Source organism: Promicromonospora sp. NFX87, from assembly GCF_048564965.1.
Lineage (GTDB): Bacteria > Actinomycetota > Actinomycetes > Actinomycetales > Cellulomonadaceae > Promicromonospora.
In genome coordinates this window covers 3,673,343-3,695,054 of sequence record NZ_CP183413.1, presented here as the reverse complement: position 1 = coordinate 3,695,054, position 21,712 = coordinate 3,673,343, and the positions used below count along the sequence as shown (strand labels likewise).

General features: G+C 72.3%; 18 protein-coding genes. 13 read left to right on the top strand and 5 right to left on the bottom strand.

Annotated elements, in window-relative coordinates; all coding sequences use genetic code 11:
- The first annotated feature begins 101 nt into the window (after positions 1–101).
- From ACNYC2_RS16575 to ACNYC2_RS16555, 5 genes are all read left to right on the top strand, one after another.
- The gene (locus ACNYC2_RS16575; protein ID WP_419702839.1) at positions 102–1,484 is read left to right on the top strand and encodes a PP2C family protein-serine/threonine phosphatase; all 1,383 of its coding nucleotides are present in this window, start codon (positions 102–104) and stop codon (positions 1,482–1,484) included.
- Positions 1,481–3,130: a sensor histidine kinase gene (locus ACNYC2_RS16570; protein ID WP_419702838.1), complete on the top strand. Its 1,650-nt coding sequence runs from the start codon at positions 1,481–1,483 to the stop codon at positions 3,128–3,130. The genes ACNYC2_RS16575 and ACNYC2_RS16570 overlap by 4 nt, the downstream gene beginning before the upstream one ends.
- Positions 3,131–3,224: 94 nt before the next feature.
- Positions 3,225–3,644: a response regulator gene (locus ACNYC2_RS16565; RefSeq protein WP_419707848.1), complete on the top strand. Its 420-nt coding sequence runs from the start codon at positions 3,225–3,227 to the stop codon at positions 3,642–3,644.
- A 157-nt stretch (positions 3,645–3,801) separates the two neighbouring features.
- Positions 3,802–4,731, top strand: a complete 930-nt coding sequence (locus ACNYC2_RS16560; RefSeq protein WP_419702837.1) for a proteasome assembly chaperone family protein — start codon at positions 3,802–3,804, stop codon at positions 4,729–4,731.
- A gap of 332 nt (positions 4,732–5,063) precedes the next feature.
- Positions 5,064–5,267: a cold-shock protein gene (locus tag ACNYC2_RS16555; RefSeq protein ID WP_116674592.1), complete on the top strand. Its 204-nt coding sequence runs from the start codon at positions 5,064–5,066 to the stop codon at positions 5,265–5,267.
- Between the two features lie 83 nt (positions 5,268–5,350).
- Here ACNYC2_RS16555 and ACNYC2_RS16550 read toward each other — a convergent pair whose 3' ends face one another.
- Positions 5,351–6,343, bottom strand: coding sequence for a spermidine synthase (locus ACNYC2_RS16550; RefSeq protein ID WP_419702836.1), 993 nt, complete (start codon positions 6,341–6,343; stop codon positions 5,351–5,353).
- Between the two features lie 100 nt (positions 6,344–6,443).
- On the opposite strand from ACNYC2_RS16550, the gene ACNYC2_RS16545 reads away from it, so the two are divergent.
- From ACNYC2_RS16545 to ACNYC2_RS16535, 3 genes are all read left to right on the top strand, one after another.
- Positions 6,444–6,905, top strand: coding sequence for an SAV_6107 family HEPN domain-containing protein (locus ACNYC2_RS16545; RefSeq protein WP_419702835.1), 462 nt, complete (start codon positions 6,444–6,446; stop codon positions 6,903–6,905).
- Between the two features lie 105 nt (positions 6,906–7,010).
- On the top strand, positions 7,011–8,252 hold the full coding sequence (locus tag ACNYC2_RS16540; RefSeq protein WP_419702834.1) for a DNA polymerase IV: 1,242 nt from the start codon (positions 7,011–7,013) through the stop codon (positions 8,250–8,252).
- Between the two features lie 106 nt (positions 8,253–8,358).
- On the top strand, positions 8,359–8,784 hold the full coding sequence (locus ACNYC2_RS16535) for a DUF3040 domain-containing protein (protein ID WP_116674596.1): 426 nt from the start codon (positions 8,359–8,361) through the stop codon (positions 8,782–8,784).
- Positions 8,785–8,922: 138 nt separating this feature from the next.
- On the opposite strand, the gene ACNYC2_RS16530 is transcribed toward ACNYC2_RS16535, so the two are convergent.
- The 3 genes from ACNYC2_RS16530 to ACNYC2_RS16520 are packed head-to-tail and all read right to left on the bottom strand — an operon-like array spanning position 8,923 to position 13,594.
- Positions 8,923–11,214 (bottom strand): transglutaminase domain-containing protein, encoded by a 2,292-nt coding sequence (locus ACNYC2_RS16530; RefSeq protein WP_419702833.1) that lies wholly within the window; start codon positions 11,212–11,214, stop codon positions 8,923–8,925.
- Positions 11,211–12,524: a DUF58 domain-containing protein gene (locus ACNYC2_RS16525; RefSeq protein WP_419702832.1), complete on the bottom strand. Its 1,314-nt coding sequence runs from the start codon at positions 12,522–12,524 to the stop codon at positions 11,211–11,213. Before ACNYC2_RS16525 ends, ACNYC2_RS16530 begins: the two co-directional genes overlap by 4 nt.
- A gap of 20 nt (positions 12,525–12,544) precedes the next feature.
- The gene (locus tag ACNYC2_RS16520; RefSeq protein WP_419702831.1) at positions 12,545–13,594 is read right to left on the bottom strand and encodes an AAA family ATPase; all 1,050 of its coding nucleotides are present in this window, start codon (positions 13,592–13,594) and stop codon (positions 12,545–12,547) included.
- 402 nt (positions 13,595–13,996) lie between these two features.
- Between ACNYC2_RS16520 and mraZ the strand changes: the two genes are divergently transcribed.
- The 4 genes from mraZ (at position 13,997) to ACNYC2_RS16500 (ending at position 18,287) form a co-directional block, all read left to right on the top strand.
- Positions 13,997–14,467, top strand: a complete 471-nt coding sequence (gene mraZ / locus ACNYC2_RS16515) for a division/cell wall cluster transcriptional repressor MraZ (RefSeq protein ID WP_116674600.1) — start codon at positions 13,997–13,999, stop codon at positions 14,465–14,467.
- A 204-nt stretch (positions 14,468–14,671) separates the two neighbouring features.
- On the top strand, positions 14,672–15,715 hold the full coding sequence (gene rsmH, locus ACNYC2_RS16510) for a 16S rRNA (cytosine(1402)-N(4))-methyltransferase RsmH (protein WP_419702830.1): 1,044 nt from the start codon (positions 14,672–14,674) through the stop codon (positions 15,713–15,715).
- Positions 15,712–16,140 (top strand): hypothetical protein, encoded by a 429-nt coding sequence (locus ACNYC2_RS16505; protein WP_357446187.1) that lies wholly within the window; start codon positions 15,712–15,714, stop codon positions 16,138–16,140. The genes rsmH and ACNYC2_RS16505 overlap by 4 nt, the downstream gene beginning before the upstream one ends.
- Positions 16,137–18,287: a penicillin-binding transpeptidase domain-containing protein gene (locus tag ACNYC2_RS16500; protein ID WP_419702829.1), complete on the top strand. Its 2,151-nt coding sequence runs from the start codon at positions 16,137–16,139 to the stop codon at positions 18,285–18,287. Before ACNYC2_RS16505 ends, ACNYC2_RS16500 begins: the two co-directional genes overlap by 4 nt.
- Here the strand turns inward: ACNYC2_RS16500 and ACNYC2_RS16495 are convergent.
- Positions 18,271–18,960, bottom strand: a complete 690-nt coding sequence (locus ACNYC2_RS16495) for a TetR/AcrR family transcriptional regulator (protein WP_419702828.1) — start codon at positions 18,958–18,960, stop codon at positions 18,271–18,273. The two genes, ACNYC2_RS16500 and ACNYC2_RS16495, sit on opposite strands and share 17 nt — an antisense overlap.
- Positions 18,961–19,051: 91 nt before the next feature.
- Here ACNYC2_RS16495 and ACNYC2_RS16490 point away from each other — a divergent pair, with 91 nt between their 5' ends.
- Entirely contained in the window at positions 19,052–21,673 is a 2,622-nt protein-coding gene (locus ACNYC2_RS16490; RefSeq protein WP_419702827.1) for a beta-glucosidase family protein, read from the top strand.
- Positions 21,674–21,712: the final 39 nt, after the last annotated feature.

Here is a 21,712-nt window from a genome sequence, read left to right as displayed (position 1 = left end):
CAGCGAAAAAACCTCGGTCAGAATCAACCGGCCGACCATTATCGCCCACCTGTCGGCCTGTCCGCTGACACGGCGTCATCTCGCTGGATAGGATCGCCGCCATGGCACTGGGCGGGGCAGGTTCTGCGGGGCCCGGGAGCGGGCGCGGACCCGAGGCGCGCCCGGCCTGGATCGACGGTCCCATCTCGGTCCTGCTCGTCGAGGACGACGACGCGGACGCGTTCCTCGTGAGCGAGCTGCTCGCCGACGCCGACGTCGAGGCGGACCTGCGCGCCGAGCTGCACCGGGCGCGGTCCGTCGACGAGGCGCTCGGGGTCCTCTCGATGGTCGCGGTGGACTGCCTGCTCCTGGACCTGGGTCTGCCCGACGCCGAGGGGCTGGGCGCCCTGCGCCGGGTCATCGACGGCATCGACGTGCTGCCCGTCCAGCCCGCCGTCGTGGTGCTGACCGGAAACACCTCGCACGACCTCGGCGCCGCCGCCGTCGCCAACGGCGCCGACGACTACCTGGTCAAGGGCGAGGTGGACGGCGACGCGCTCGCCCGCTGCCTGCGGTACGCGACGCTACGGCGCCGGTCCGCGGCCCAGCAGATCGCGCTGTACCGCAGCGAGGTGCGTGCCGCCGAGACCACCCGGCTGGAACGTGCGCTGCTGCCCAAGGAGCTGGTCACCGACGAGAAGGTCTCGGTCATGGTCGGCTACCTGCCCGGCGGGAACGGGCTGCTCGGGGGCGACTTCTTCGACACGGTGGAGCGCCCCGACGGCACGCTCGTCACGGTCATCGGCGACGTGGCGGGGCACGGCCCGGACGAGGCGGCGCTCGGTGCCGCGATGCGCACCGCGTGGCGCACGCTGGTGCTCGCGGACACCCCCGCCGACAACGTGCTGCCCCTGCTCGAGCGTGTGCTCCTCGCGGAGCGGGGCCGCCCGGAGGTGTTCGTCACGATCTGCCAGGCGGTGATCTCACCCGACCGCCGGCGCATGGACGTCTACCTCGCCGGGCACCTGCCGCCGCTGCTCGTGGTGCCCCGGACCTCCACCGACTCTGCCGCGCAGGTGACGCACCACTGCGAGGAGCTGCCGTCGGTGCGGCGGGGCCGCGCGCTGGGCATCCCGGTGGACGGCGGCTGGTCGGCGCACACCGTCGAGCTGCCCGAGGTGTGGACCGCCGTGCTCTACACGGACGGGCTCGTCGAGGCCGCGGTCGGGGCCGACCCGAAGGGCACGCCCGTCCTGGCGCCCAGCGCGCACGGACGCATGCCGCGGCTCGGGGCGCACGGGCTGCGCAGCGTCGTGGAGCGAGAGATGGACCAGGGCACCGACGAGGTGGTGACCCGCGTGCTGCGCCGCGTCCGTGAGCTGCACGGCGGCCCCCTCGTCGACGACGCGGCCCTGCTCTTCGTCGGCTGGGCCGGCGCCGGGGCGACGGGGCCGCCGGAGCGGACGTCGACGCTCGCCGACTCGGTGGAGTGGTCGCGCGCATGACGCTGGTTCCGGACGAGCACCGGTTCACCGGTGTGTCCATGCGACGCCGGCTCGCCCGGCTCCTGGGTGCGGTCGCGGCCATGCTCATCATCGCGCTCGCGGTCGCGGTGCTGGCCCTGGTCCAGTCGCGCAGCCTCGACGCCAGGGCAGACGGCCCGTACACCCGCGCGCTGGTCGACGGCGAGCGCGCCTCGCTCGCGCTGGGCGACGCCGAGGCCTCGCTGCGCGCCTACCGCGCGACGTGCGACGACGCGGCGCTCGAACCCTGGACCCGGGCGGTCGGGTCGAGCGGCCGCATCATGCTCCTGGCCGACGTCGAACGGCGCGAGCTCGCGTCCGACGCCGAGGTGGCGCTGGCCCACGAGGAGGCGGTGCGCCGCACCGACGCCTGGTTCGAGGAGTACGCCGAGCCCGTGGTGGCGGCCGTCGAGGCGGCGCCGGCCGGCCAGATGGCGTGCCGGATGGAGCTTCTCGGCACGGCGCCGGCATCCGCCGAGGGCGAGGCGCTCTACGACAGCGCCCGCACCGCCGTCGTGCAGTACCTGGCCGAGCTGGGCGCGCAGCGCGACGAGATCATGGAGACCCGGGCCGTCTGGGAGCAGCTGCTGCTGGGCGCGGTGGTGGCCCTGGTGCTCGTCGTGGTGCTCATGGGCACGATGATGTGGCTGGCCCTTGAGACCTGGGTCATCCGCCCGCTCACCACGCTCACCGCCGGCGTGCGGGTGGTCAGCAGCGGCGTGCTCGGCCGCGAGATCCGTCCGGTGGGTGCGGGGGAGGTCGCCCTGCTCGCCATGCACGTGGAGACGATGCGGCGCGAGCTGGTGCACCAGGTGGAGGAGATCCGGCTGTCGCACCAGGAGGTCGAGAACGCGCACGGCCTGCTCAGCGAGCAGGCGCGCGAGCTCGAGCGGTCCAACCGCGACCTCGAGCAGTTCGCCTACGTGGCCTCGCACGACCTCCAGGAGCCCCTGCGCAAGGTCGCGAGCTTCACCCAGCTCCTGCAGAAGCGGTACGGCGGCTCGCTCGACGACCGCGCCGACCAGTACATCGAGTTCGCGGTGGACGGCGCCAAGCGCATGCAGCGCCTCATCCAGGACCTGCTGAGCTTCTCGCGGGTGGGCCGGACCGGGGTGCCGCGCGAGGACGTGGAGCTCGAGGCGGTGCTCGCCGGCGCGCTGTCCGAGCTGTCCGAGCGGGTGGTGGAGACGCAGGCCGAGATCGTCCACGACCCGATGCCCGTCGTGCACGGTGAGCGTGCGCTGCTGCAGCAGCTGTTCGTGAACCTGGTGGGCAACTCGCTGAAGTTCCGCGACCCCGAACGGGCGCCCAAGGTGCGCATCGAGGTCCGGAGCATGCGCGCCCACTGGGAGATCTCCGTGGTCGACAACGGCATCGGCATCGACGCCCAGTACGCGGAACGGGTCTTCATCATCTTCCAGCGGCTGCACCCGCGTGACGAGTACGCGGGCACCGGCATCGGCCTCTCCCTGGTGAAACGCATAGTCGAGTACCACAAGGGCCGTATCTGGATCGAGCCGGCGGCCGGCGGCGGCACCATCGTGCGGTTCACCCTGGCCAGGCGGCAGGGGCAGCCCGGCGGAGGGCGCCTTTCGACCGAACGTGCGCAGTCGACTACGCTCGGATGAGGCGGCCTGACCAGGGCCGACGGCGGGTCGCGACGACGGGTCCCGTTGTTGCCGAATCCAGGGGACAGGTACGGGCGTGAGCGGTCACAAGGTGATGGAGATCCTCCTGGTGGAGGACGACCCGGGCGACGTCCTGATGACCCGGGAGGCGTTCGAGGACCACCGTGTGCCCAACAACGTCTCGGTGGTCGGTGACGGCGTCAGCGCGCTCGAGTTCCTGCGCAAGCAGGGGCCGTACGCCAAGGCCCCGACCCCGGACCTGGTGCTGCTGGACCTCAACCTGCCGAAGATGGACGGCATGGAGGTACTCGCGGTCGCGAAGGGCGACCCCATGCTGCGGCACATCCCGGTGGTGGTCCTGACCACGTCCGACGCGCAGGAGGACGTCGTCGGGTCGTACTCGCTGCACGCCAACGCGTACGTCACCAAGCCCGTCGACTTCGACCGCTTCATCGACGTGGTCCGCCAGATCGACGAGTTCTTCGTCTCCGTGGTGCGTCTGCCCGGTCGGTAGGGGCCCTGCGCTCGGTGGGGTTCCGGGACTCGGTAGGGTTCCCGCGACGCTGAGGGCGTAACGGGAAGACACAGGGCCGTCGCGGCGTTGGACCTCAGCAGAGCACCCGGTCATATCGGGTGATCGCCGAACCACCCCGACGAGCGAGGGAGCGCACGTGCTTGACCCCCAGGGCATCTACGACGTCGACGAAGCAGCGGTCGAGCGCACGCTGGGTCGCAGCGTGCCCGGAAGCACCGACGGACCTGTTCTGCTGCACGCGGTCCGCGGGTTCGTGGACGCGGGCAGCGCGGGCGACCTCGCCGTCGAGCACCTCGTCGACGAGTTCCGCGTCGAGCGCCTGGTGACGTTCGACGTCGACCAGCTGCTCGACTACCGCTCCAAGCGGGCCACCATGACCTTCGACTCCGACCGCTGGTCGGACTACCAGGCGCCCTACCTCGCGATCGACCACGTGACCGACGCCGAGGGCACCGGCTTCCTGCTGATGCACGGCGCCGAGCCGGACCTGCAGTGGGAACGCGTGGTGGCCGGCGTGATCCAGCTGGTCGAGCGCTTCGGGGTCAGCCTCGTCGTCGGTATCCAGGGCATCCCCATGGGCCTGCCCCACACGCGCCCGCTGTCCCTGACCGCCCACGCGACGCGGCCGGCCCTCGTCGACGACTACACGTCGTGGTTCGGCAGCGTGAAGGTGCCGGGCTCGCTGGCCGCGCTGCTGGAGTACCGGCTCGGCGAGGCGGGGCACGACGCGATGGGCTTCACGGTCCACGTGCCGCACTACCTCTCCCAGGCGCAGTACCCGCCGGCGACCGTGGTGGCGCTGCACCACACGGAGCGGGCCACCGGGCTCGACCTGGCGATCCCCAAGCTGGAAGAGGCAGCCACCGACGCGAAGATCGAGGTGGAGAAGCAGGTTGCCGACTCGGCCGAGATCGCGGCCGTGGTCAAGGCGCTGGAGGAGCAGTACGACGCCTTCGCCCGTTCCGTGGGTCGCCCGAGCCTCCTCGCGGAGACCACCCCGATCCCCAGCGCGGAGGAGCTCGGCGCGGAGTTCGAGCGGTTCCTCGCACAGCAGAACGGCGACTGATCCGGGAATCCCGCGGGGGGCGCGCACCGAGCAAGAGGTCGCGCGCCCCCGCGGAACCGCAGGTCTGAGCCGCACAGCGGACGCCTGAGTCGGAGGCTGAGGCGCACACCGGCTCCGTTCGAACAGGCAAAAAGGAGCCCGGTGTGTCATAGCTGCGGCAGAAATGTGCCTGTTCCGTGGCACATTTGAGTGGTACGTGCCACACTGGCGCACGTTGCAGTGACGTACCAACGCCACGTCCGCCGTGTCGTGAGCAAGCGGGGAAAGCATTGCGGCACGGGGGTGGGCATCGGGCCCGCCGTCGGTTCCCGGACGGAAGGTCGAAGGACAGCATGGCGCAGGGTTCTGTGAAGTGGTTCAACGCGGAAAAGGGTTTTGGGTTCATCGCCCAGGACGGCGGCGGCGCCGACGTCTTCGTCCACTACTCCGCGATCCAGTCCAACGGGTACCGGTCTCTCGAGGAGGCCCAGCGGGTCGAGTTCGAGATCACCCAGGGTCCCAAGGGTCCGCAGGCGGAAGCAGTAGTCCCGCTCTGAGGTATCTGTGAAAGGCCGCCACCCCTCGGGGTGGCGGCCTTTTCGCGTCCTGGGCGGGGGTTCGCTTCCGTCGGGCGACCGGGTCAGGGCGCGGCGGTCTCCAGCGGTGCCGCCGTCCCGGCGAACGCGGTGGCGTCGTCGCCCACGAGCAGGGTGGCCGGCACCGCGAGCGTGCGCAGGGCGCGCCCCAGACGGGCCTCACGCAGGTCGGGGCGCACGATGTCGCCGTCATGCGCTGTGCGGGCCTCTGCGGCCCCCTGAGGCACGTTGTGCGGCTCTTCGCCGTGGCGGGCGGGGTCGTGGCGGGCCGCCGGAGGGTCCTTCGGCAGCTCCCGGACGGCGGCGAGGACCAGGTTGCCGTAGCGGCGGCCCTTGAGGATCGCGGGCTCGGCGACGGCGGCGAGCCGGCCCGAGGAGGCGGCGTCCGGCCCGAAGGCCTGGGCGAGGCTCGCGACCTCGCGGCGGGCGGTGGTCAGGGGCGGCTTGTCGGCGCAGTTGACCAGCAGGACGCCGCCCGGGCGGAGCACGCGGTGCGCCTCGGCGGCGAACCCGGTGCCCACGAGGTGGGCGGGCGTGCGGTCCCCGGCGAAGACGTCGCGGACCACGACGTCGTAGGACTCGTCGCGGGCGGACGCGAGTGCCCGCCCGGCGTCGTCGGCGCGCAGCCGCAGCAGGGGTGAGCGCGGCAGGGCGAACCACTCGCGGACGAGCTCGAGAAGCCGCGCGTCGAGGTCCACGCCGAGCTGGCGTGAGCCCGGCCGTTCGTGCTCCACGTGCCTGGCGAACGCGCTGCCGGCGGCACCGAGGTGCAGCACCTTGAGCGGTCCCGGCGGCAGCAGGGCGACGAAGGCGGCCATCTGCTGCATGTACTCGAAGTCGAGGAATCCCGGGTCCGACAGGTCGAGGCTGGAGCTCGGCACGCCGTTGACGTGCAGCGTCACGCGCTGCGGGAAGTCGGGGTCGCGAACCACCTCTGCGGTGCCGGTGCTGATCGGCACGGGGCCGACGGGCAGCTCTGCGGTGAGTGTCAGTGGTGCGGAGGAGGATGGGCTGCGTCGGGCGGAGCGGCGGGCCATGGGGACAGTCTCTCCCGGGTCGGCGGCTCGCTTGACAGAATAGAACGTATGTTCGATAGTGTCGCACAAGGGGTTCGATCGGAGGTTCGAGATGGGCACCATGCACTCTCAGAGCGCGCGGGACGTCGTGTCCGCGCGGATGCTCGTGCCGGTCCCGCCAGGCGTCAGCGCCCTGCTGCGCAAGGCGGACGCGGAGCTGGCCGAGGCTGCGCGTTCGGCAGACCCGGGGGACCGGTTCGTCCACGCGCACCTCGCGGCGATCCGTTCGGCGGCCGCCGTTGTGGCGCTCCGTGGGCGACCGTCGGCGCGTTCCGGTGCGCGGACGGTGTGGGACATGCTGGCGCACGCCGAGCCGGAGCTGGCGGCCTGGTCCGGCTACTTCGCGGCGGGGGCGTCCCTGCGGGCTGCCGTCGACGCGGGCCGCCCGGAGCAGGTGGAGCCCGCCCGGGCCGACGAGCTGCTCGCGTGCGCCGAGGACTTCCGGGACGAGGTGGCGATGCTCGTGGACCCGCAGGCCGGGTTCTCCGCGCAGCGCCTGACCCTGGTGCCCGAGGCGTCGTAGCAGGCGCGTACGCGGCCGGGCGGGTGTGTCCCGCCTGGTCGATACTCGGAGCGATTCTCGGAGCGCTGAGCAAGCACCGAGCAACAGCAAGAACGGAGCACGTTCGTGAGCAAGGGGCCGCGGTCAGCGGCGGCGAGACGCAACTGGGGATCGGACGAGTCCGGCTGCTCGGTGCTGCACCTGGACATGGACGCGTTCTTCGCGTCCTGCGAGCTGGCTCGCCGGCCCGAGCTGCGCGGGCTGCCGGTGATCGTCGGTGGCCAGGACCGCGGGGTCGTGCTGGCGGCGACGTACGAGGCCCGCGCGTACGGTGTGCGGTCCGCGATGCCGATGACGCGGGCCCGTCTGCTGTGTCCGCAGGCCACCGTGATCAAGCCTGACCACACCCTGTACCACGACGTGTCCCGGTCGGTCATGGGCATGCTCCAGGAGGTCACACCGCTCGTCGAGCAGATCAGCGTGGACGAGGCGTTCCTCGACGTGAGCGGTGCCCGGCGGCGGCTCGGCCCGCCCACGGTGATCGGGGCCGCGCTGCGCCGTCGTATCCAGGCCGAGCACGGCCTGACGGCGTCGGTGGGCATCGCCCGGAACAAGTTCGTGGCGAAGCTGGCCTCGACGCACTCCAAGCCCGACGGGCTGATGCTCGTACCCGTCGAGGCCACGGTGGACTTCCTGCACACGCTGCCGGTCGGCGCCCTCTGGGGTGTCGGCGAGAAGACCGAGAAGGCCCTCGCCGCGTGGGGCATCACCACGGTCGAGGAGCTGGCGCACACGGACCTGGCGAGCCTGCAGACCGCCGTCGGGCGGGTGAGTGGCGCGCACCTGCACGACCTCTCGTGGGGTCGCGACCCCCGTCCCGTCGTGCCGGAGCACCGGGAGCACAGCATCGGGGCCGAGACCACCTTCGGCACGGACCAGGACGACACCGTGGCGGTCAGCCGGCGGGTGCTCGAGCTGTCCGACCGGGTCGCCGCCCGTATGCGCCACCAGGGCGTCATGGCGCGCACGGTGTCCGTGAAGGTCCGGTCCAGCGACTTCGCCACGTTCACCCGATCGCGAACGCTGGAGGGGCCCACCGACGTCGCGCGGGACATCTACCTGGTCGCTCGGGAGCTCGTCGCGGGGGTCGATCTGGGCGGGCTGCCGGTCCGGCTGGTCGGTGTACGGGGTGAAAATCTCCAGCAAAGAGATGGTTCCACGCAGCAGCCGACGCTCGAGGAAGCGGTCGATCCGCGCTCCGGAGCCCAGCGAGAGGCTGAACTTGCGCTCGACGCTGTGCGCGAAAAGTTTGGGAAAACAGCGATCGACCTGGGTGTACATCACAAGAACGGCGCGCATCGATACTGATCTGCCCCTATAGTCGCTGGTATGCCCGGGATGTCGACTACCAACGACGGCCGGGTCGTCCTATCCTGGAAGGGACACTGTTCCTTTGCGAGATCCGGGGGTCTCGATGCCTCTGTCCGAGTACGAGCAGCGGGTGCTGGAGCAGATGGAGCGTGCTCTGACGTCAGACGACCCGCGGCTTGCAAATACGCTTCAGTCCACAGGTCGGGGTAACGCTCTTCGCTATGTGCTGTCCGGGGTCGGCGTTGTCGTCGGCCTGCTTCTTCTTGTCGTAGGTGCGGCGACGTCACAGACCTGGCTCGGCGCCATCGGCTTCGTGCTGATGTTCGCGGGCGTGGTCTTCGCGTTCCTCGGACCGCGCAAGAAGCAGCAGGACGGTCCGGTCGGCGTCGTTGCTGACGACGGCACGGTCCAGCCGCCGCACGGGGGAGCGCGCAAGCCCCGTAGGCGGCAGGGCGGTGGCAGCTCAGGCGGCTTCCTGGCCCGGCTTGAAGAGCGCTGGGAGAACCGGCGCAACGAGGGTGGTCGCTAGCCGACCGACAAACGTCGGTGGTCCGGTACCGGACCACCGACCCATGTGCGTGTCAGGCACAGCGCTACGTGCCTGACACGGCCACATGAACAGGAGCCGGGCCCCGCGGGGCCCGGCTCCTGTCATACCCGCCAACGGTCAGGGCTTGGTGGTCAGGGCGTGGGTCAGGTCCGTCGTGATCGCGGTGGTCAGCTCCTCGAGCTCCTCCGGGGTGGGCGGCGTCGACGTGCGGGCGTAACGCTCCTCCTCCGCGGCGTCGGCCAGCGCGGTGAGCCGCTCCGCGACGTCGTCGGGCAGGGGTGTGCCGGTCCGGGTGCGCACCTCGTCCGCGATGAAGGCCGGAGCCCTGCGCAGGGTGACCGACGGGCCGAGCCGCACGTCCTGCTCCGCGAGCAGCGCAAGGACACGCGACCAGGCGCGTTCGGGGTCGAGCACCTCCACCTCGGCCCGCCGGCGCAGCAGCAGCCATGCGGCACCGCCGAGCACGCCGAGCGCGATGATCACCGCGACGACCCAGGCCCAGCCGGGAAGCGTCTGGTCGGAGACGTCGTTGCCGGACGACCCGCCCGGCGTGGCAGCCGGGTCGGTCTGCTTCGTGTCCCGGGTCGGCTGCTGCGTCGGCACCTCGTTGGCCCGCGGGGCCGTGGGTGAGGCGCTGGGGGCACTGCCGACACCCGGGTTGGCGTACGCGGGCAGCGGGCCCGTCTGGACCTGGGGAGTCGGCTCGAACCGGACCCACCCGACCGTCGGGAAGTAGATCTCGGGCCAGGCGTGCGAGTCCTGGCCGGTGACCCGGTAGCCGTTGTTCCCGTCGGGCCGGCCGGGCAGCCAGCCGATGCCGATCCGCGCGGGGATGTCCAGGCTGCGCGCCATCACCATCATGGACAGGGCGTACTGCGTGCAGTACCCCTCCTTGTCCTGCAGGAAGTCCCAGACGGTGTCGGACGAGCCCCGGTAGTCGGCGTCCGGGTCGTACACGAACCCGGCGCCCGACCGCAGGTGGTTCTGCAGCGCCACCGCCGCGTCGAACCGGGTAGGTGCGTCCCCGGCGACGTCTTCGGCGTACGCGGCGATCTCGGCCTGGTGCTCGGTCTCGGGCACCTCGGTGTAGCCGGCAGACCGTGGGTCGCCGGACGTCGGCGCGGCGCGCAGCACCTCCGGCGTGAGCTGCCGGTCGATGATCTCGACGCTGTACGGGGCGCCGGGCTCGGCGCCGCCGGGACCGCGTACCTCGTCCCGGAGCGCGTCGTAGGCCCAGTCGCCGCTGACGTCGACGGTGCGGGGCTCGAGCGGCAGCGGCAGCTCTGCGCCGGTGAGCTGCCCGATCTGGATGTCCATCCGGCGACGTTCGCCGGCCCCTCCCTCGCCGTCGGGCGCCAGGACGGTGGACGAGTCGAACTCGGCAAGGCCACCCTCGGACACCGAGCGGTGGGTCTGGACGCCGTCGAAGGCCGTGAGGGTCATGACCCGCAGGGGGCCGGCCGGTTCGTCGCCCGCGAGCGTGTACGTGAGCACGGTGCTCGTGGAGCGAGCACTCAGGGGCTGGCGCATGTCCAGCTCCGACGAGAGCTCCACCGTGTCGGACGGCGTGGAGATGAGCTGGCTCCACGTCCCGGCCAGCGCGGGCAGCGCTGCCATGCCCGTGGCGACGCCGAGCGACGCCGCCGCGACCGCCGCGGCCGTGACCGCGGTGATCCACGAGCGGAACCGCTGGGCACGGCGGACCGCCGCGGAGTCGGACTCGCTGTGCCGGCCGGGGGTCACGCCCACCGGGTCGACCGTGAGCAGCAGGAGCATCGCGGTGACGCTGATGAGGAAGACCTGCCACTGCACCTCGCCGATCAGGGTGAGGGGCGGGGTCCACAGGAGCAGCAGGGGCACGCCGGCGAAGCCGGGCATGCGGGCACCGGCGAGCGAGTCCACCACGAGCAGCACCAGCAGCGTGCCACCCACGGCGACCATGCTGATGGCCTCACCCGGGCCGACCGGAGCCACCTGCGTGCTCATGGTCTCGGTGGCCTGCCGGAACCGCTCGATGACCTGGTCGAGGGAGTCCGGTCCGACGAACGGCTCGAAGCGCTGGCCGGGGCCGCCGTACCGGGCCAGCACGTACCAGCAGGCGACCAGCACGCCGGCCGCCGTCGCGATGAACGAGGCGTTGCCCGACGCGCGGTCGGCGGCCCGGTCGGCACTCAGGCCCTGGCCCGCGGCGCGGCGTGCCGCGGCCCGGTCGACGGCGGCCCGGAGCAGGAGGTAGCGCACCAGGCAGCTGGTGGCGGACACGAGGACGACGCCGGTGGTGCCGGCCGTGAGCCACGGCCCGGGGTCGATCACGAGGGTGAGCGCGTGCATCGACGCGATGACGGCGATGGCGACCAGGACGCCCGAGGCGACCGTGCGGACCAGCGGTCCGCGGTGTGCGGGGATCATCGTGCACGCTCCGCGAGCAGGGCCCAGGCGCGTTCCGGGTCGGTCCGGGCCTCTGACGTGCTGACCTGCCAGCCGGACGCGCTCAGCTCGGCCGCGGTCTCGTCCATCTCGTGCTGGAACCCGGCTCCTCGGGGGGTCACCAGGATCGCCCAGCACGTGCCCTCGGCGCCCAGGGCGGCGAGCTTGTGGCGGGCGTCGGGGTCGTGCGGGCCGAGCACGGCGATGACGATCTCGCCGGGTGTCCTGGCGAGCCGGAGCGCACGCGCGGTCGTGCTGGTCGCGTGATTGCCCTCGGCGGACCCGCGGTGCCCGCGGATGTCCACGCAGGCGTCGAGCAGCGCCGACCGGCTCGCCCGGGTCGTCGCGAACCGCTCGCCCTCCAGGCTGGGGGCGACGGTGGTGGTCAGCAGGCGGGTCGGGTGCCCGGCGTCGAGGAACGACGTGGCGATCGAGGCGGCGAGCTCCACCGCCCACTCGCCGTCGTCCACGGCCGCGGGACGGCGCGGGCTCCCTGCCTCCTGCCAGTGGGGCAGCAGCGAGCGGTCGAGCAGGACGGTCACCGGGCGTACGCCGGCGCTCTCGTCGGCGCGGACCATGAGCTGGCCGCGGCGCGCGGCGCTCGCCCAGTGGACCCGGCGCGGGTCGTCGCCCGCCACGTACTCGCGCAGCACCGAGTCGTCGGTCGACTGCAGGCGCGCGCCCGTGGCCGAGTGGTCGACGTCGCCCACCGAACGCGTGCGGACGGCGAGCTCCACGGTGCGCGGCCACACCGGCACGTGCGTCGCGGCGCCCAGCGGCTGGGTGGCGCGGACCAGGCCGAAGACATCGGTCCGGGTGGTCAGCAGCGGGCCGAGCGACCAGCGCCCGCGCCGCGTCGGGGTCAGCGAGTAGTGCACGGCGATCCGGTCGGCGCGGGCCGACACCCGGGCCCGGATGCCCTGGTGGCCGGCGAGCTCGTGCGCCGCCTGCTCGGACAGCCGCAGCCGGGACAGCCGTTCGTACGCGGCGCCGCTGGCGTGGTGCGCGGAGACGAGCAGGCTTACCTCCGCGGTCCGGTCGCGGACCACCGGGTTCGGGGTCACGGCACGGGTCACGTGCAGGGCACCGCGCCCGGACTCGAGCCGCTGGGTCCCGATGGCCACCCAGGCCACCGCGACGGCGAGCAGCGCGGCCGCGCCCAGCCCGACCAGGTCGGGCAGGGTGAGCACCAGGCCGAGGGGCACCATCGCACCACCCAGGCAGGCCGCTCCGATGCCTCGCGGGGTCAGCCTGACCCTGCTGATCCGGACGAGCGTGTCACGCCACGTCATGTGCTTGTCGCCCTGGCCGCTCAGAACTTGCGCCGGTCGGCGGGGCCGAGGGCGGGCACCGGCGTGCGCTGCACTATCTCGTCCACGAGCGTCTCGGGGGTCACACCGCTGAGGCGGGCCTCGGTGGTGAGGATGAGGCGGTGCGCCAGGACCGGCCGGGCGAGCCGCTGGACGTCGTCCGGCAGTACGTGGTCGCGGCCCGCCATCGCGGCGATCGCCTTGGCGGCGCGCAGGAGCTGGAGCGAGGCGCGCGGCGACGCGCCGAGGCGCAGGCCCGCGTGCTCACGTGTGGCCCCGACCAGGCCCACCACGTACCGCTTGACCGACGGCGACGCGTACAGGGACCGCGCGAGCTGGGAGAACCGCAGCATCGAGCGCCCGTCCGTCACGGGCTGGAGGTGGGCCAGCGGGGTGCTGGTCTCCTGCCTGTCGAGCATGAGGATCTCGGCGTCGACGTCGGGGTAGCCGACGGTGATGCGCGCCATGAAGCGGTCCCGCTGCGCCTCGGGCAGCGGGTAGGTGCCCTCCATCTCCACGGGGTTCTGCGTGGCGACGACGAGGAACGGCCGCGGCAGCTGGTGCGTGGTGCCGTCGACGGTGGTCTGGCCCTCCTCCATGCACTCCAGCAGCGCGGACTGCGTCTTGGGGGAGGCGCGGTTGATCTCGTCGCCGATCACGATGTTGCTGAACACCGGGCCGGGCCGGAACTCGAACTCGTGGCTCCCGGTGCGGAAGATGTTGACGCCGGTGAGGTCGCTCGGCAGCAGGTCCGGCGTGAACTGGATACGGCCGACGTGGCAGTCGATGCTGCGGGCGATCGCCTTGGCGAGCGTCGTCTTGCCGACACCGGGCACGTCCTCGACCAGCAGGTGGCCCTCGGCCAGCAGGACGGCGAGGGTGATGTCGGCCAGTCCCGGCCGGCCGGTGACCACCGACTCCACGGCTCCGCGGACGCGAGCCATGGTTTCCACCAGCTCGTCGAGCGCACCCGACCCGGGCGCCGCCTGCGGGGCGGCCCCGCCGCTGTAGTGAGTTTCCGCGAGGCCGGGCGCGGCGGGTTCCGTGTGCACAGGTGGAGACCTCCATCAGGGCCGAGCTACCGGCCGGGGTTTTCGGCGCGAAGCCACGCCGATTCGGAGCCGGAGCGGCTCACGCTGCCCGGCTGGTCCAGCGTAGTAGAGATGTAAAGCACTGAGTTGTCTGCGTCACGCAGTCTTCACAGGTCCCAGAAGGTGGTTTGCCCGGCGGGATCCGCCCCCTGCCAGGGCTGTGGACTGGCGCGGGAGCGCGGCTCGGTGCCAACTACTCCGACATTCCACGCCGCGCCCGGCGCGAATTTACTCCACCCACTCTTTACCTCTTTGACCTGCGCATTGAGGGTCTGTGGGTAGTTCTCCCCATCGTTTTTCCGAGTGGTGTGGTGGAAAGTGGAGTAGCGTGGAGTGTGCGGGAGCGAGAGGAGGTGCTGGCCCATGGCTGCGATGGCAGAAAATTTCGCGGGTCTGGGTCTGCTCCTCGGTACGTACACCCCGAAGCTGGACGAGAAGGGCCGGTTGATCCTTCCCGCGAAGTTCCGGGGGCGTCTGTCCAGCGGTCTGGTGATGACCAAAGGGCAGGAGCGGTGCCTCTTCCTTCTCCCGATGGACGAGTTCCAGCAGATCTACACCCAGATCCGGCAGGCGCCGGTGACGAGCAAGGCTGCACGGGACTACACGCGAAACTTCCTCGCGGGAGCTAGCGACGAAGTACCGGACAAGCAGGGCCGGGTCTCCATCCCGTCACACCTGCGCGAGTACGCCGGCCTGGATCGCGAAGTGGTCGTGATCGGGGTCGGGAGCCGCGTGGAGGTGTGGGACGCGCAGGCCTGGTCGACATATCAGGAGCAGACCGAACCCGACTACATCGATCAGGCCGAGGAGATCTTCCCCGGGCTGAGCTTCTAGACAGCTTCTAGGGCAGGGCGAGGCAGGCGGCCGTACGGCCAGGCCTCCTCCCGCTGGATCCGGCGCACTTCCCCGCCGCCGGAACCGTGCGGAGGGAGACCTGACCGGACGGCCGGCTCCTGCAGGTTCAGCAGCACGCCAAGCAGGACCCCAAGCAGGACATCAAGCAGGACAGCAGGGCACGACGCAGGAAAGGAGCCACCGATGAACGCGACCGACAACCGTCCAGGTACCAACAGCGACGCCGCCGACCGCCACCTCCCGGTGCTGCTCCAGCGGTGCGTCGACCTGCTCGCGCCGGCGCTCGCCGCGCCCGGCTCGGTGCTCGTGGACTGCACGCTCGGCATGGGCGGCCACACCGAGGCGGTCCTCGACCAGATCCCGACGGCCCGCGTGATCGGCATCGACCGGGACCCTCAGGCGCTCGCCCTCGCGGGTGCGCGGCTGGCCCGGTTCGGCGACCGGTTCACGCCCGTGCACGCGGTCTACGACGAGATCGGCGAGGTCGTCGCCGAGCACGCCGGCGGCTCCGTGCAGGGTGTGCTCATGGACCTCGGGGTGTCCTCGCTGCAGCTCGACGAGGCCGAGCGGGGCTTCGCGTACGCGCAGGACGCGCCGCTCGACATGCGTATGGACTCCACCCAGGGGCTGACGGCGGCCGACGTGCTCAACACGTACGACGAGCGCGACCTCGCGCGGATCCTGCGGGAGTACGGCGAGGAGCGCTTCGCGAGCCGGATCGCGAAGGGCATCGTCAGGCTCCGGGCGGAGCGGCCGTGGGACCGCAGCGGCGAGCTCGTCGACCTGCTGCGGGCCAGCATCCCCGCGGCCACGCGCAAGACCGGCGGACACCCGGCCAAGCGCACGTTCCAGGCACTTCGGATCGAGGTGAACGGTGAGCTCGAGGTGCTCGAGCGCGCCGTGCCCGCCGCGATCGAGGCGCTCGCCGTGGACGGCCGGATCGTCGTGGAGTCGTACCAGTCCCTGGAGGACCGGATCGTCAAGCGTGCCATCGCGCAGGGCACGACGTCGTCCGCCCCCTCGGGACTGCCCGTGGAGCCGGAGACGCACCGGCCCTACCTCGAGGCGCTCACCCGGGGCGCGGAGGAAGCCGACGCCGAGGAGCTGGAGCGCAACCCGCGTTCCGCCTCGGTCCGGCTCCGCGCCGCCCGGCGTCTGCGCCCCACGCCTGACCACCTGCTCAACCGCAACACCCAGCACCACACCGCGAAGGAGGACCGCCGATGAGTGCCACGACCGCTGCGACGGCCCGCGCCGCTCGTCCCGCCGAGCTGCCCCGTACCCGCAGAGCGCCCCTGACCGCGATCTCGGGAGGTGCCGGCCAGCGCGGCCGCCGCCTCGACGCCGTCCGCGCGCCGCTGCACGCGAAGAGCCGCGTGCCGTTCCTCGTGCTGTGCGCGACCCTGATGATCGGCTCGCTCGTGGCGGTGCTGGTCCTGAACACCACGCTCGCGCGTGGCTCCTACGAGATGTCCAAGCTGCAGGGTGAGGTCGCGCAGACCGCTCAGGACGTGCAGGGCCTCCAGGAGGACCTGAGCGCCGCCGAGACGAACCTGGACGACAAGGCCCGCAGCCTCGGCATGATCCCGGCGGAGAACCCGACGATGGTCAGTATCGAGACTGGCAAGGTGGTGAAGGGAACGGGTCAGTGACCCGCCCGACGTCGGACCCGGGCCGGCAGCGCACCCCGACGGGGCGCGCTGCCGGCCCGCGTTCCACGCAGCCGCGCGGTGCCCAGGCTCGTTCTGCCCAGCCCCGCAAGCCGCAGTCCGGTACGCCTCAGCCCAAGCGGGCTCAGCCGAAGCCCCAGGCCAAGAAGCCTCAGGCCAAGAAGCCTCAGGCCAAGAAGCCTCAGCCGAAGGCGCAGCCCGGGAAGGCCCAGCCCAAGGCCCAACCGAAGAAGCCTCAGCCCAAGGCCCAGCCCAAGAAGTCCCAGCCCCGTGCGACGAGCACCCGGCTGGGATTTCAGGCGCCCGCAGGACCCGGCAGCAGCGCGGCCCCGACACGCCCCGCCCAGTCGCCCGCCCGCTCCCGGGTGGCCCGCCCGCTGCCGCCCCGGCCGGGCCGGCCGGAGGCGCGGCAGCGCTGGCTGGTCGGCATCGCGGCGCTCGTGGTGCTGATCTTCCTGGTGCGGCTCGTCCACGTGCAGCTCATCGAGGGTCCGAGCCTCGCCGAGAAGGCGCAGGCGGCCCGTACGGCGACCGCTGTCACGCCGGCACACCGCGGTGACATCACGGACGCCGACGGCGAGCTGCTCGCGACGTCGGTGGACCGGTACACGGTGGTCGGCGACCCGGTGGCGATCAAGGACTTCCGCGGCGCGGCGCGCGGCGTGGAGGACGGCGCGCTCGGCATCGCGCACCTGCTCTCGCCGATCCTCGACATACCCAAGAACGAGCTGGCGGCCCAGCTCGTCGGCAAGTCCCGCTACAAGGTGCTCGCCAAGAACGTGGTCCCAGAGGTGCAGCGCGCCATCTCCGCGCTGGAGATCCGCGCGTACGTCCGGACCGACCTCACCTCGCGGCGCACGTATCCGGCGGGCACGGTCGCGGGCTCGCTGGTCGGGTTCGTGAACGGCGAGCAGACCGGCCAGGGCGGCATCGAGATGGCCTACGACGACCTGCTGGCCGGCACCGCGGGCACCGACACCTACGAGCGCAGCCTCGACGGGCTGCGGATCCCGGCGGCGGGGCAGGAGTCGGTGCCGGCGGTGCCGGGCAGCGACGTCAGGCTCACGCTGGTGCACGACATCCAGTGGAAGGCCCAGGACGCGCTCGACGAGGCCAAGCGGAAGACCGGCGCCGCGTACGGCATGGCCATCGTGCAGGACGTCCGTACCGGCGAGATCCTGGCGCTCGCCGACTCGGACTCGGTGGACCCGAACGACCGCTCGACCGACGCGGTGGCGGACGGTTCGCGCGTGGTCAAGGACGTCTTCGACCCGGGTTCGACGGGCAAGGTGATCACCACGGCAGCGGCGCTGGAGGGCGGCCACTGGACCCCGGAGAGCCGGTTCTCGGTGCCGGACACGTACACGGCGCCGAACGGCCAGACCTTCCACGACTCGCACGACCACCCGGTGCAGCGGCTCACGCTGACCGGGATCCTGGCGCAGTCGTCGAACACCGGGACCGTCCAGGCGGGCGAGAAGATCCCCCTGCAGGAGCGGCAGGAGTACCTGGAGAAGTTCGGCTTCGGCCAGCCGACGGGCCTGCAGCTGCCCGGCGAGTCGGTGGGCTTCATGCCGCCCGACGACGTGGCCGACTGGGACGGCCGCACGCAGTACACGGTCCTGTTCGGCCAGGGTCTCTCCGTGAACGCCATGCAGGCCACGAGCGTCTTCTCGACGGTGGCGAACGGCGGGGTGCGGATGACCCCCACCCTGTTCGAGGGCTCGACGAGCCCGGACGGCACGGTGACGCCGGCCGACCGCGAGCCGGGGAAGCGGGTCATCTCCGAGGAGACCGCCGACACGGTCGTCAGGATGATGGAGACGGTGACCGAGGACGGCGGTACCGGCACCAACGCCGACATCCCCGGCTACCGGATCGCGGGCAAGACCGGTACCGCGCAGATGCCCGCGGGCAACGGCTGGACCTACATGGCGTCGTTCATCGGCGTCGCCCCTGCCGACGACCCCCGGTACACCGTCGCCGTCTTCCTCAAGAGCCCGAAGAGCTCGATCTTCGGTGGCGACGTCGCCGCTCCGGTGTTCAGCGACATCATGGGGTTCACCCTGCAGAAGATGGACGTGCCGCCTAGCGAGCGGGAGCACCGGCGGCTCAGGACGGAGTGGTAGCCCCGGGGTCCGTGACCTCCACGGTGACCGCCACCGTGATCTCCACCGGGCTGCCCAGCGTCGCCGTCAGTATCGACTCGATGGCGAACCGGGTGGACTCCGCGAGGTCGACGGCGTCCGGGTCGAGCAGCCACTGCAGCTGAAGGCCGTCCATCAGGGCGATGACGGAGTTGGCCGCGCGCTCGGCCTCGCCGTCGGGCAGCGTGACGTCGCGCTCCTGCGCGATCGTCAGCACCGCCTGCGAGATCTCGCCGCGCAGCACCGAGAACCGGTGGGCCACCCAGCTCGACGCCGGGTGCCCGTCGGTCACCGACTCGCCGGTGAGCACCGCGTACGCCTGCACGATGCCGCGCCGGTCGGCGTTCAGGCGTGCGGTGGTGACCAGGTGCCGGAACAGGTCCATGCCGCCGGGGATGTGCTTGCCCTCCAGGTGCTGCACGTCCACGCGGTCGCGGTACTCGAGCACCTCCCACAGCAGCTTGTCCTTGCTGCCGAAGTGGTGCAGCACGCCTGCGTGCGTGATGCCGACCTGCGCGGCGACGTCGACCAGCGAGCCCTGGTGATAGCCCTTGGACCCGAAGACCCGCGTGGCCGCGGCGAGGATCTCCTCCCGCCGGTGGGCGCGGGTCGGTCGCTTGGTCTTCGGGGCAGCCTGCTCGGTCGCTTCGGACATGCCCATACGATACGGGGTGAACGGGCTTACTAACCAGTAAGTAAGTGTGGTTGAATGCGTGGCAGCCGTCCGACGCTGAACGGAGCACACGTTGTCATCGCAGGCAATCACCCGACAGGCCAGCACCACGCAGGCCGTCAACAGGCAGGCCGCCACCTCGCAGGCCACCGCCCCGGAGCCCGAGCTGCTCCGTCTCCTCGACGAGCTGTCCACCGAGGAGAAGGTGTCGCTCGTCGTGGGCGCCTCCATGTGGGCGACCACCGCGGTGCCACGCCTCGGGCTGGAGCCCGTGGTGATGTCCGACGGTCCGGTCGGCGTGCGCGGCCCGGGCGGCGGGACCTCGGCGATGTTCCCCGCGCCGTCCGCCCTCGCGGCCACCTGGGACCTGGACCTGGCCCGCCGGTCGGGTGCCCTGTTCGCCGCCGAGGCGAAGCGGCACGGTGTCGACGTGGTGCTCGCCCCGCAGGTGAACCTGCAGCGCACGCCCGTGGGCGGCAGGCACTTCGAGTGCTACTCCGAGGACCCGCACCTGACCGCCGAGATCGCGGTGGCGCTCGTGGGCGCCGCGCAGGAGCGGGGCGTCGGGATGTGCGTCAAGCACTACGTCGCCAACGACTCCGAGACCGAGCGCACGCGCTACCTCGCTCGGCTCGACGAGCGCACGCTCCGCGAGGCCTACCTGGCGCCCTTCGAGCGGCTCGTGCGCGACGTCGGCCCGTGGTCGGTGATGGGCGCCTACAACGGCGCCGACACCGGCGGCGTCTCCGCCAGGCTCCTCGAGCACCGCCCGCTCGTGGTCGACCTCCTCAAGGAGGAGTGGGGCTACGACGGCCTGTTCGTCAGCGACTGGGTCGCCACCCAGTCGGTGGCGCCCGCGGTGCGCGGCGGCCTGGACCTGCAGATGCCCGGGCCTGACGGCGCCTGGGGCGACGGCCTGCTCGACGCCGTCCGCTCCGGCGAGGTCGCGGAGTCCGAGCTCGACGACAAGGTGCTGCGCCTGCTGCGGCTCGCGCGCCGCACCGGCCGCCTCACGCTGCCCGACGACGGTGCGGCCGACCGCACGGGCGTGGTCGCGGCCGGTGTCCACGCCGCGATCGACCATGCCGCCGCGAGCACCGCCGAGCCCCCCGCCGAGCGGCTCCTGCGCGAGCTCGCCGCGCGCTCCGTCGTCGTGCTCAAGGACGACGCCGGGCTGGTGCCGTTCGGCCACGACCCGGCCCGGCCGCTGCGTGTCGCGCTGCTCGGCCCCGCGGCCGTCGAGCCGTTCTTCCAGGGCGGTGGCTCGTCGTTCGTGCACCCCGACCGCCTCACGTACCCGGCCGACGAGCTGCGCGCCGCGCTGCCGCAGGGCTCCGAGGTGACGCTGCTCGCCGGCGCGCGCGCCCTGCACAACCCGCCGGAGCTCGACGTCGACCGGTGCACCGACCCGGCGACCGGCGAGCCGGGGCTCCACGTCGAGCTCCTCGCCGCCGACGGCAGCACGCTCGAGGAGTACACGGCCCGCGAGTGGACCGGCTGGCTCCACGACGTCCGGCCCGACGCGGACGCCGTCCGGCTGCGGGCGCTCGTCCGCCTCGACGAGGCGGGCGAGCACGAGCTCGGCGTCGGCACGGTCGGTGTGCACCGGGTGACGATCGACGGCGCCCGGGTCGCCGAGGGCGACATCCGCGTGGACGAGGGCATCGTGCTCTCCTCGGGGCACAACCACCCGATCGCGGAGCTCGTCGCGGCGAGCGGGTCCGCGGTCCTCGACGCGACTCTCCAGGTCGTGCACGCGGTGGGCTACGGGCACTTCGTGCGCGCCGCCCTGGTGCACCGGCTGCCCGGTCCCTCGGTGGCGGACGAGCTGGCCTGGGCGGTGACGGCCGCCGCGGCTGCCGACGTCGCCGTCGTGGTCGTCGGCACCACAGCCGAGGTCGAGTCCGAGGGTTACGACCGCCCCGACCTGAACCTGCCGGGCAACCAGGACGAGCTCGTGCGCCGCGTCGTGGCGGCCAACCCGCGCACCGTCGTCGTCGTGAACGCCGGTGCGCCGGTGCTGCTGCCCTGGCTCGCCGATGTGCCGACCGTGCTGTGGGGCTGGCTGCCGGGGCAGGAGGCGGGCACCGCGCTCGCCGACGTGCTGACCGGCGTCACCGAGCCGTCCGGCCGCCTGCCGTGGACCCTTCCCGCGCGCTTCGAGGACGTCCCGGTGCCGCACGCGCGGCCGGTCGACGGGGTCGTCGACTACGCCGAGGGCACCGACATCGGCTACCGGGCCTGGGAACGCCGGCTTGGGGCCGCGGCCGACGGCGGCTCTGCCGGCTCGGACGCACCCGTTCCGGCCGCCCCCTTCGGGCACGGCCTGGGCTGGACCACCTGGGACTACGAGGACGCCGTCCTCGCCCGGGGCGAGGCCCACGGCTCCCCGTCGACCCTGACCGTGTACGTGACGGTGCGGAACACCGGCCGTCGTGCGGGCCGCGAGGTCGTCCAGGTGTACATCGAGGCGCCCGACGGCGGCCCGAGCCGCCCCGTGCGGTGGCTCGGCGGCTTCGCGGTCGCCGACGTCCCCGCCATGGGGAGCGCCACCGTCCGCGTACCCGTCCCGGCCCGGGCGCTGCAGGTCTGGGACCCGCAGACCAAGGACTGGGTGACGCCGCCGGGTGTCTACCGGCTGCGTACCGGCAGGTCCGTCGCGGACCTGCGACTGACCAACGAGCTGACCACATAACCATCCGTCCCGCACACGCGGGAGGAGTGCAAGGAGGCA

Coding starts and splice junctions, on each gene's coding strand:
- ACNYC2_RS16530 (WP_419702833.1), bottom strand. CDS start 11,214: ATGATCCCCGCACACCGCGGACCGCTGGTCCGCACGGTCGCCTCGGGC.
- ACNYC2_RS16555 (WP_116674592.1), top strand. CDS start 5,064: ATGGCGCAGGGTTCTGTGAAGTGGTTCAACGCGGAAAAGGGTTTTGGG.
- ACNYC2_RS16575 (WP_419702839.1), top strand. CDS start 102: ATGGCACTGGGCGGGGCAGGTTCTGCGGGGCCCGGGAGCGGGCGCGGA.
- mraZ (WP_116674600.1), top strand. CDS start 13,997: ATGGCTGCGATGGCAGAAAATTTCGCGGGTCTGGGTCTGCTCCTCGGT.
- ACNYC2_RS16495 (WP_419702828.1), bottom strand. CDS start 18,960: ATGTCCGAAGCGACCGAGCAGGCTGCCCCGAAGACCAAGCGACCGACC.
- ACNYC2_RS16545 (WP_419702835.1), top strand. CDS start 6,444: ATGCACTCTCAGAGCGCGCGGGACGTCGTGTCCGCGCGGATGCTCGTG.
- ACNYC2_RS16505 (WP_357446187.1), top strand. CDS start 15,712: ATGAGTGCCACGACCGCTGCGACGGCCCGCGCCGCTCGTCCCGCCGAG.
- ACNYC2_RS16525 (WP_419702832.1), bottom strand. CDS start 12,524: ATGACGTGGCGTGACACGCTCGTCCGGATCAGCAGGGTCAGGCTGACC.
- ACNYC2_RS16570 (WP_419702838.1), top strand. CDS start 1,481: ATGACGCTGGTTCCGGACGAGCACCGGTTCACCGGTGTGTCCATGCGA.
- ACNYC2_RS16565 (WP_419707848.1), top strand. CDS start 3,225: ATGGAGATCCTCCTGGTGGAGGACGACCCGGGCGACGTCCTGATGACC.
- rsmH (WP_419702830.1), top strand. CDS start 14,672: ATGAACGCGACCGACAACCGTCCAGGTACCAACAGCGACGCCGCCGAC.
- ACNYC2_RS16535 (WP_116674596.1), top strand. CDS start 8,359: ATGCCTCTGTCCGAGTACGAGCAGCGGGTGCTGGAGCAGATGGAGCGT.
- ACNYC2_RS16550 (WP_419702836.1), bottom strand. CDS start 6,343: ATGGCCCGCCGCTCCGCCCGACGCAGCCCATCCTCCTCCGCACCACTG.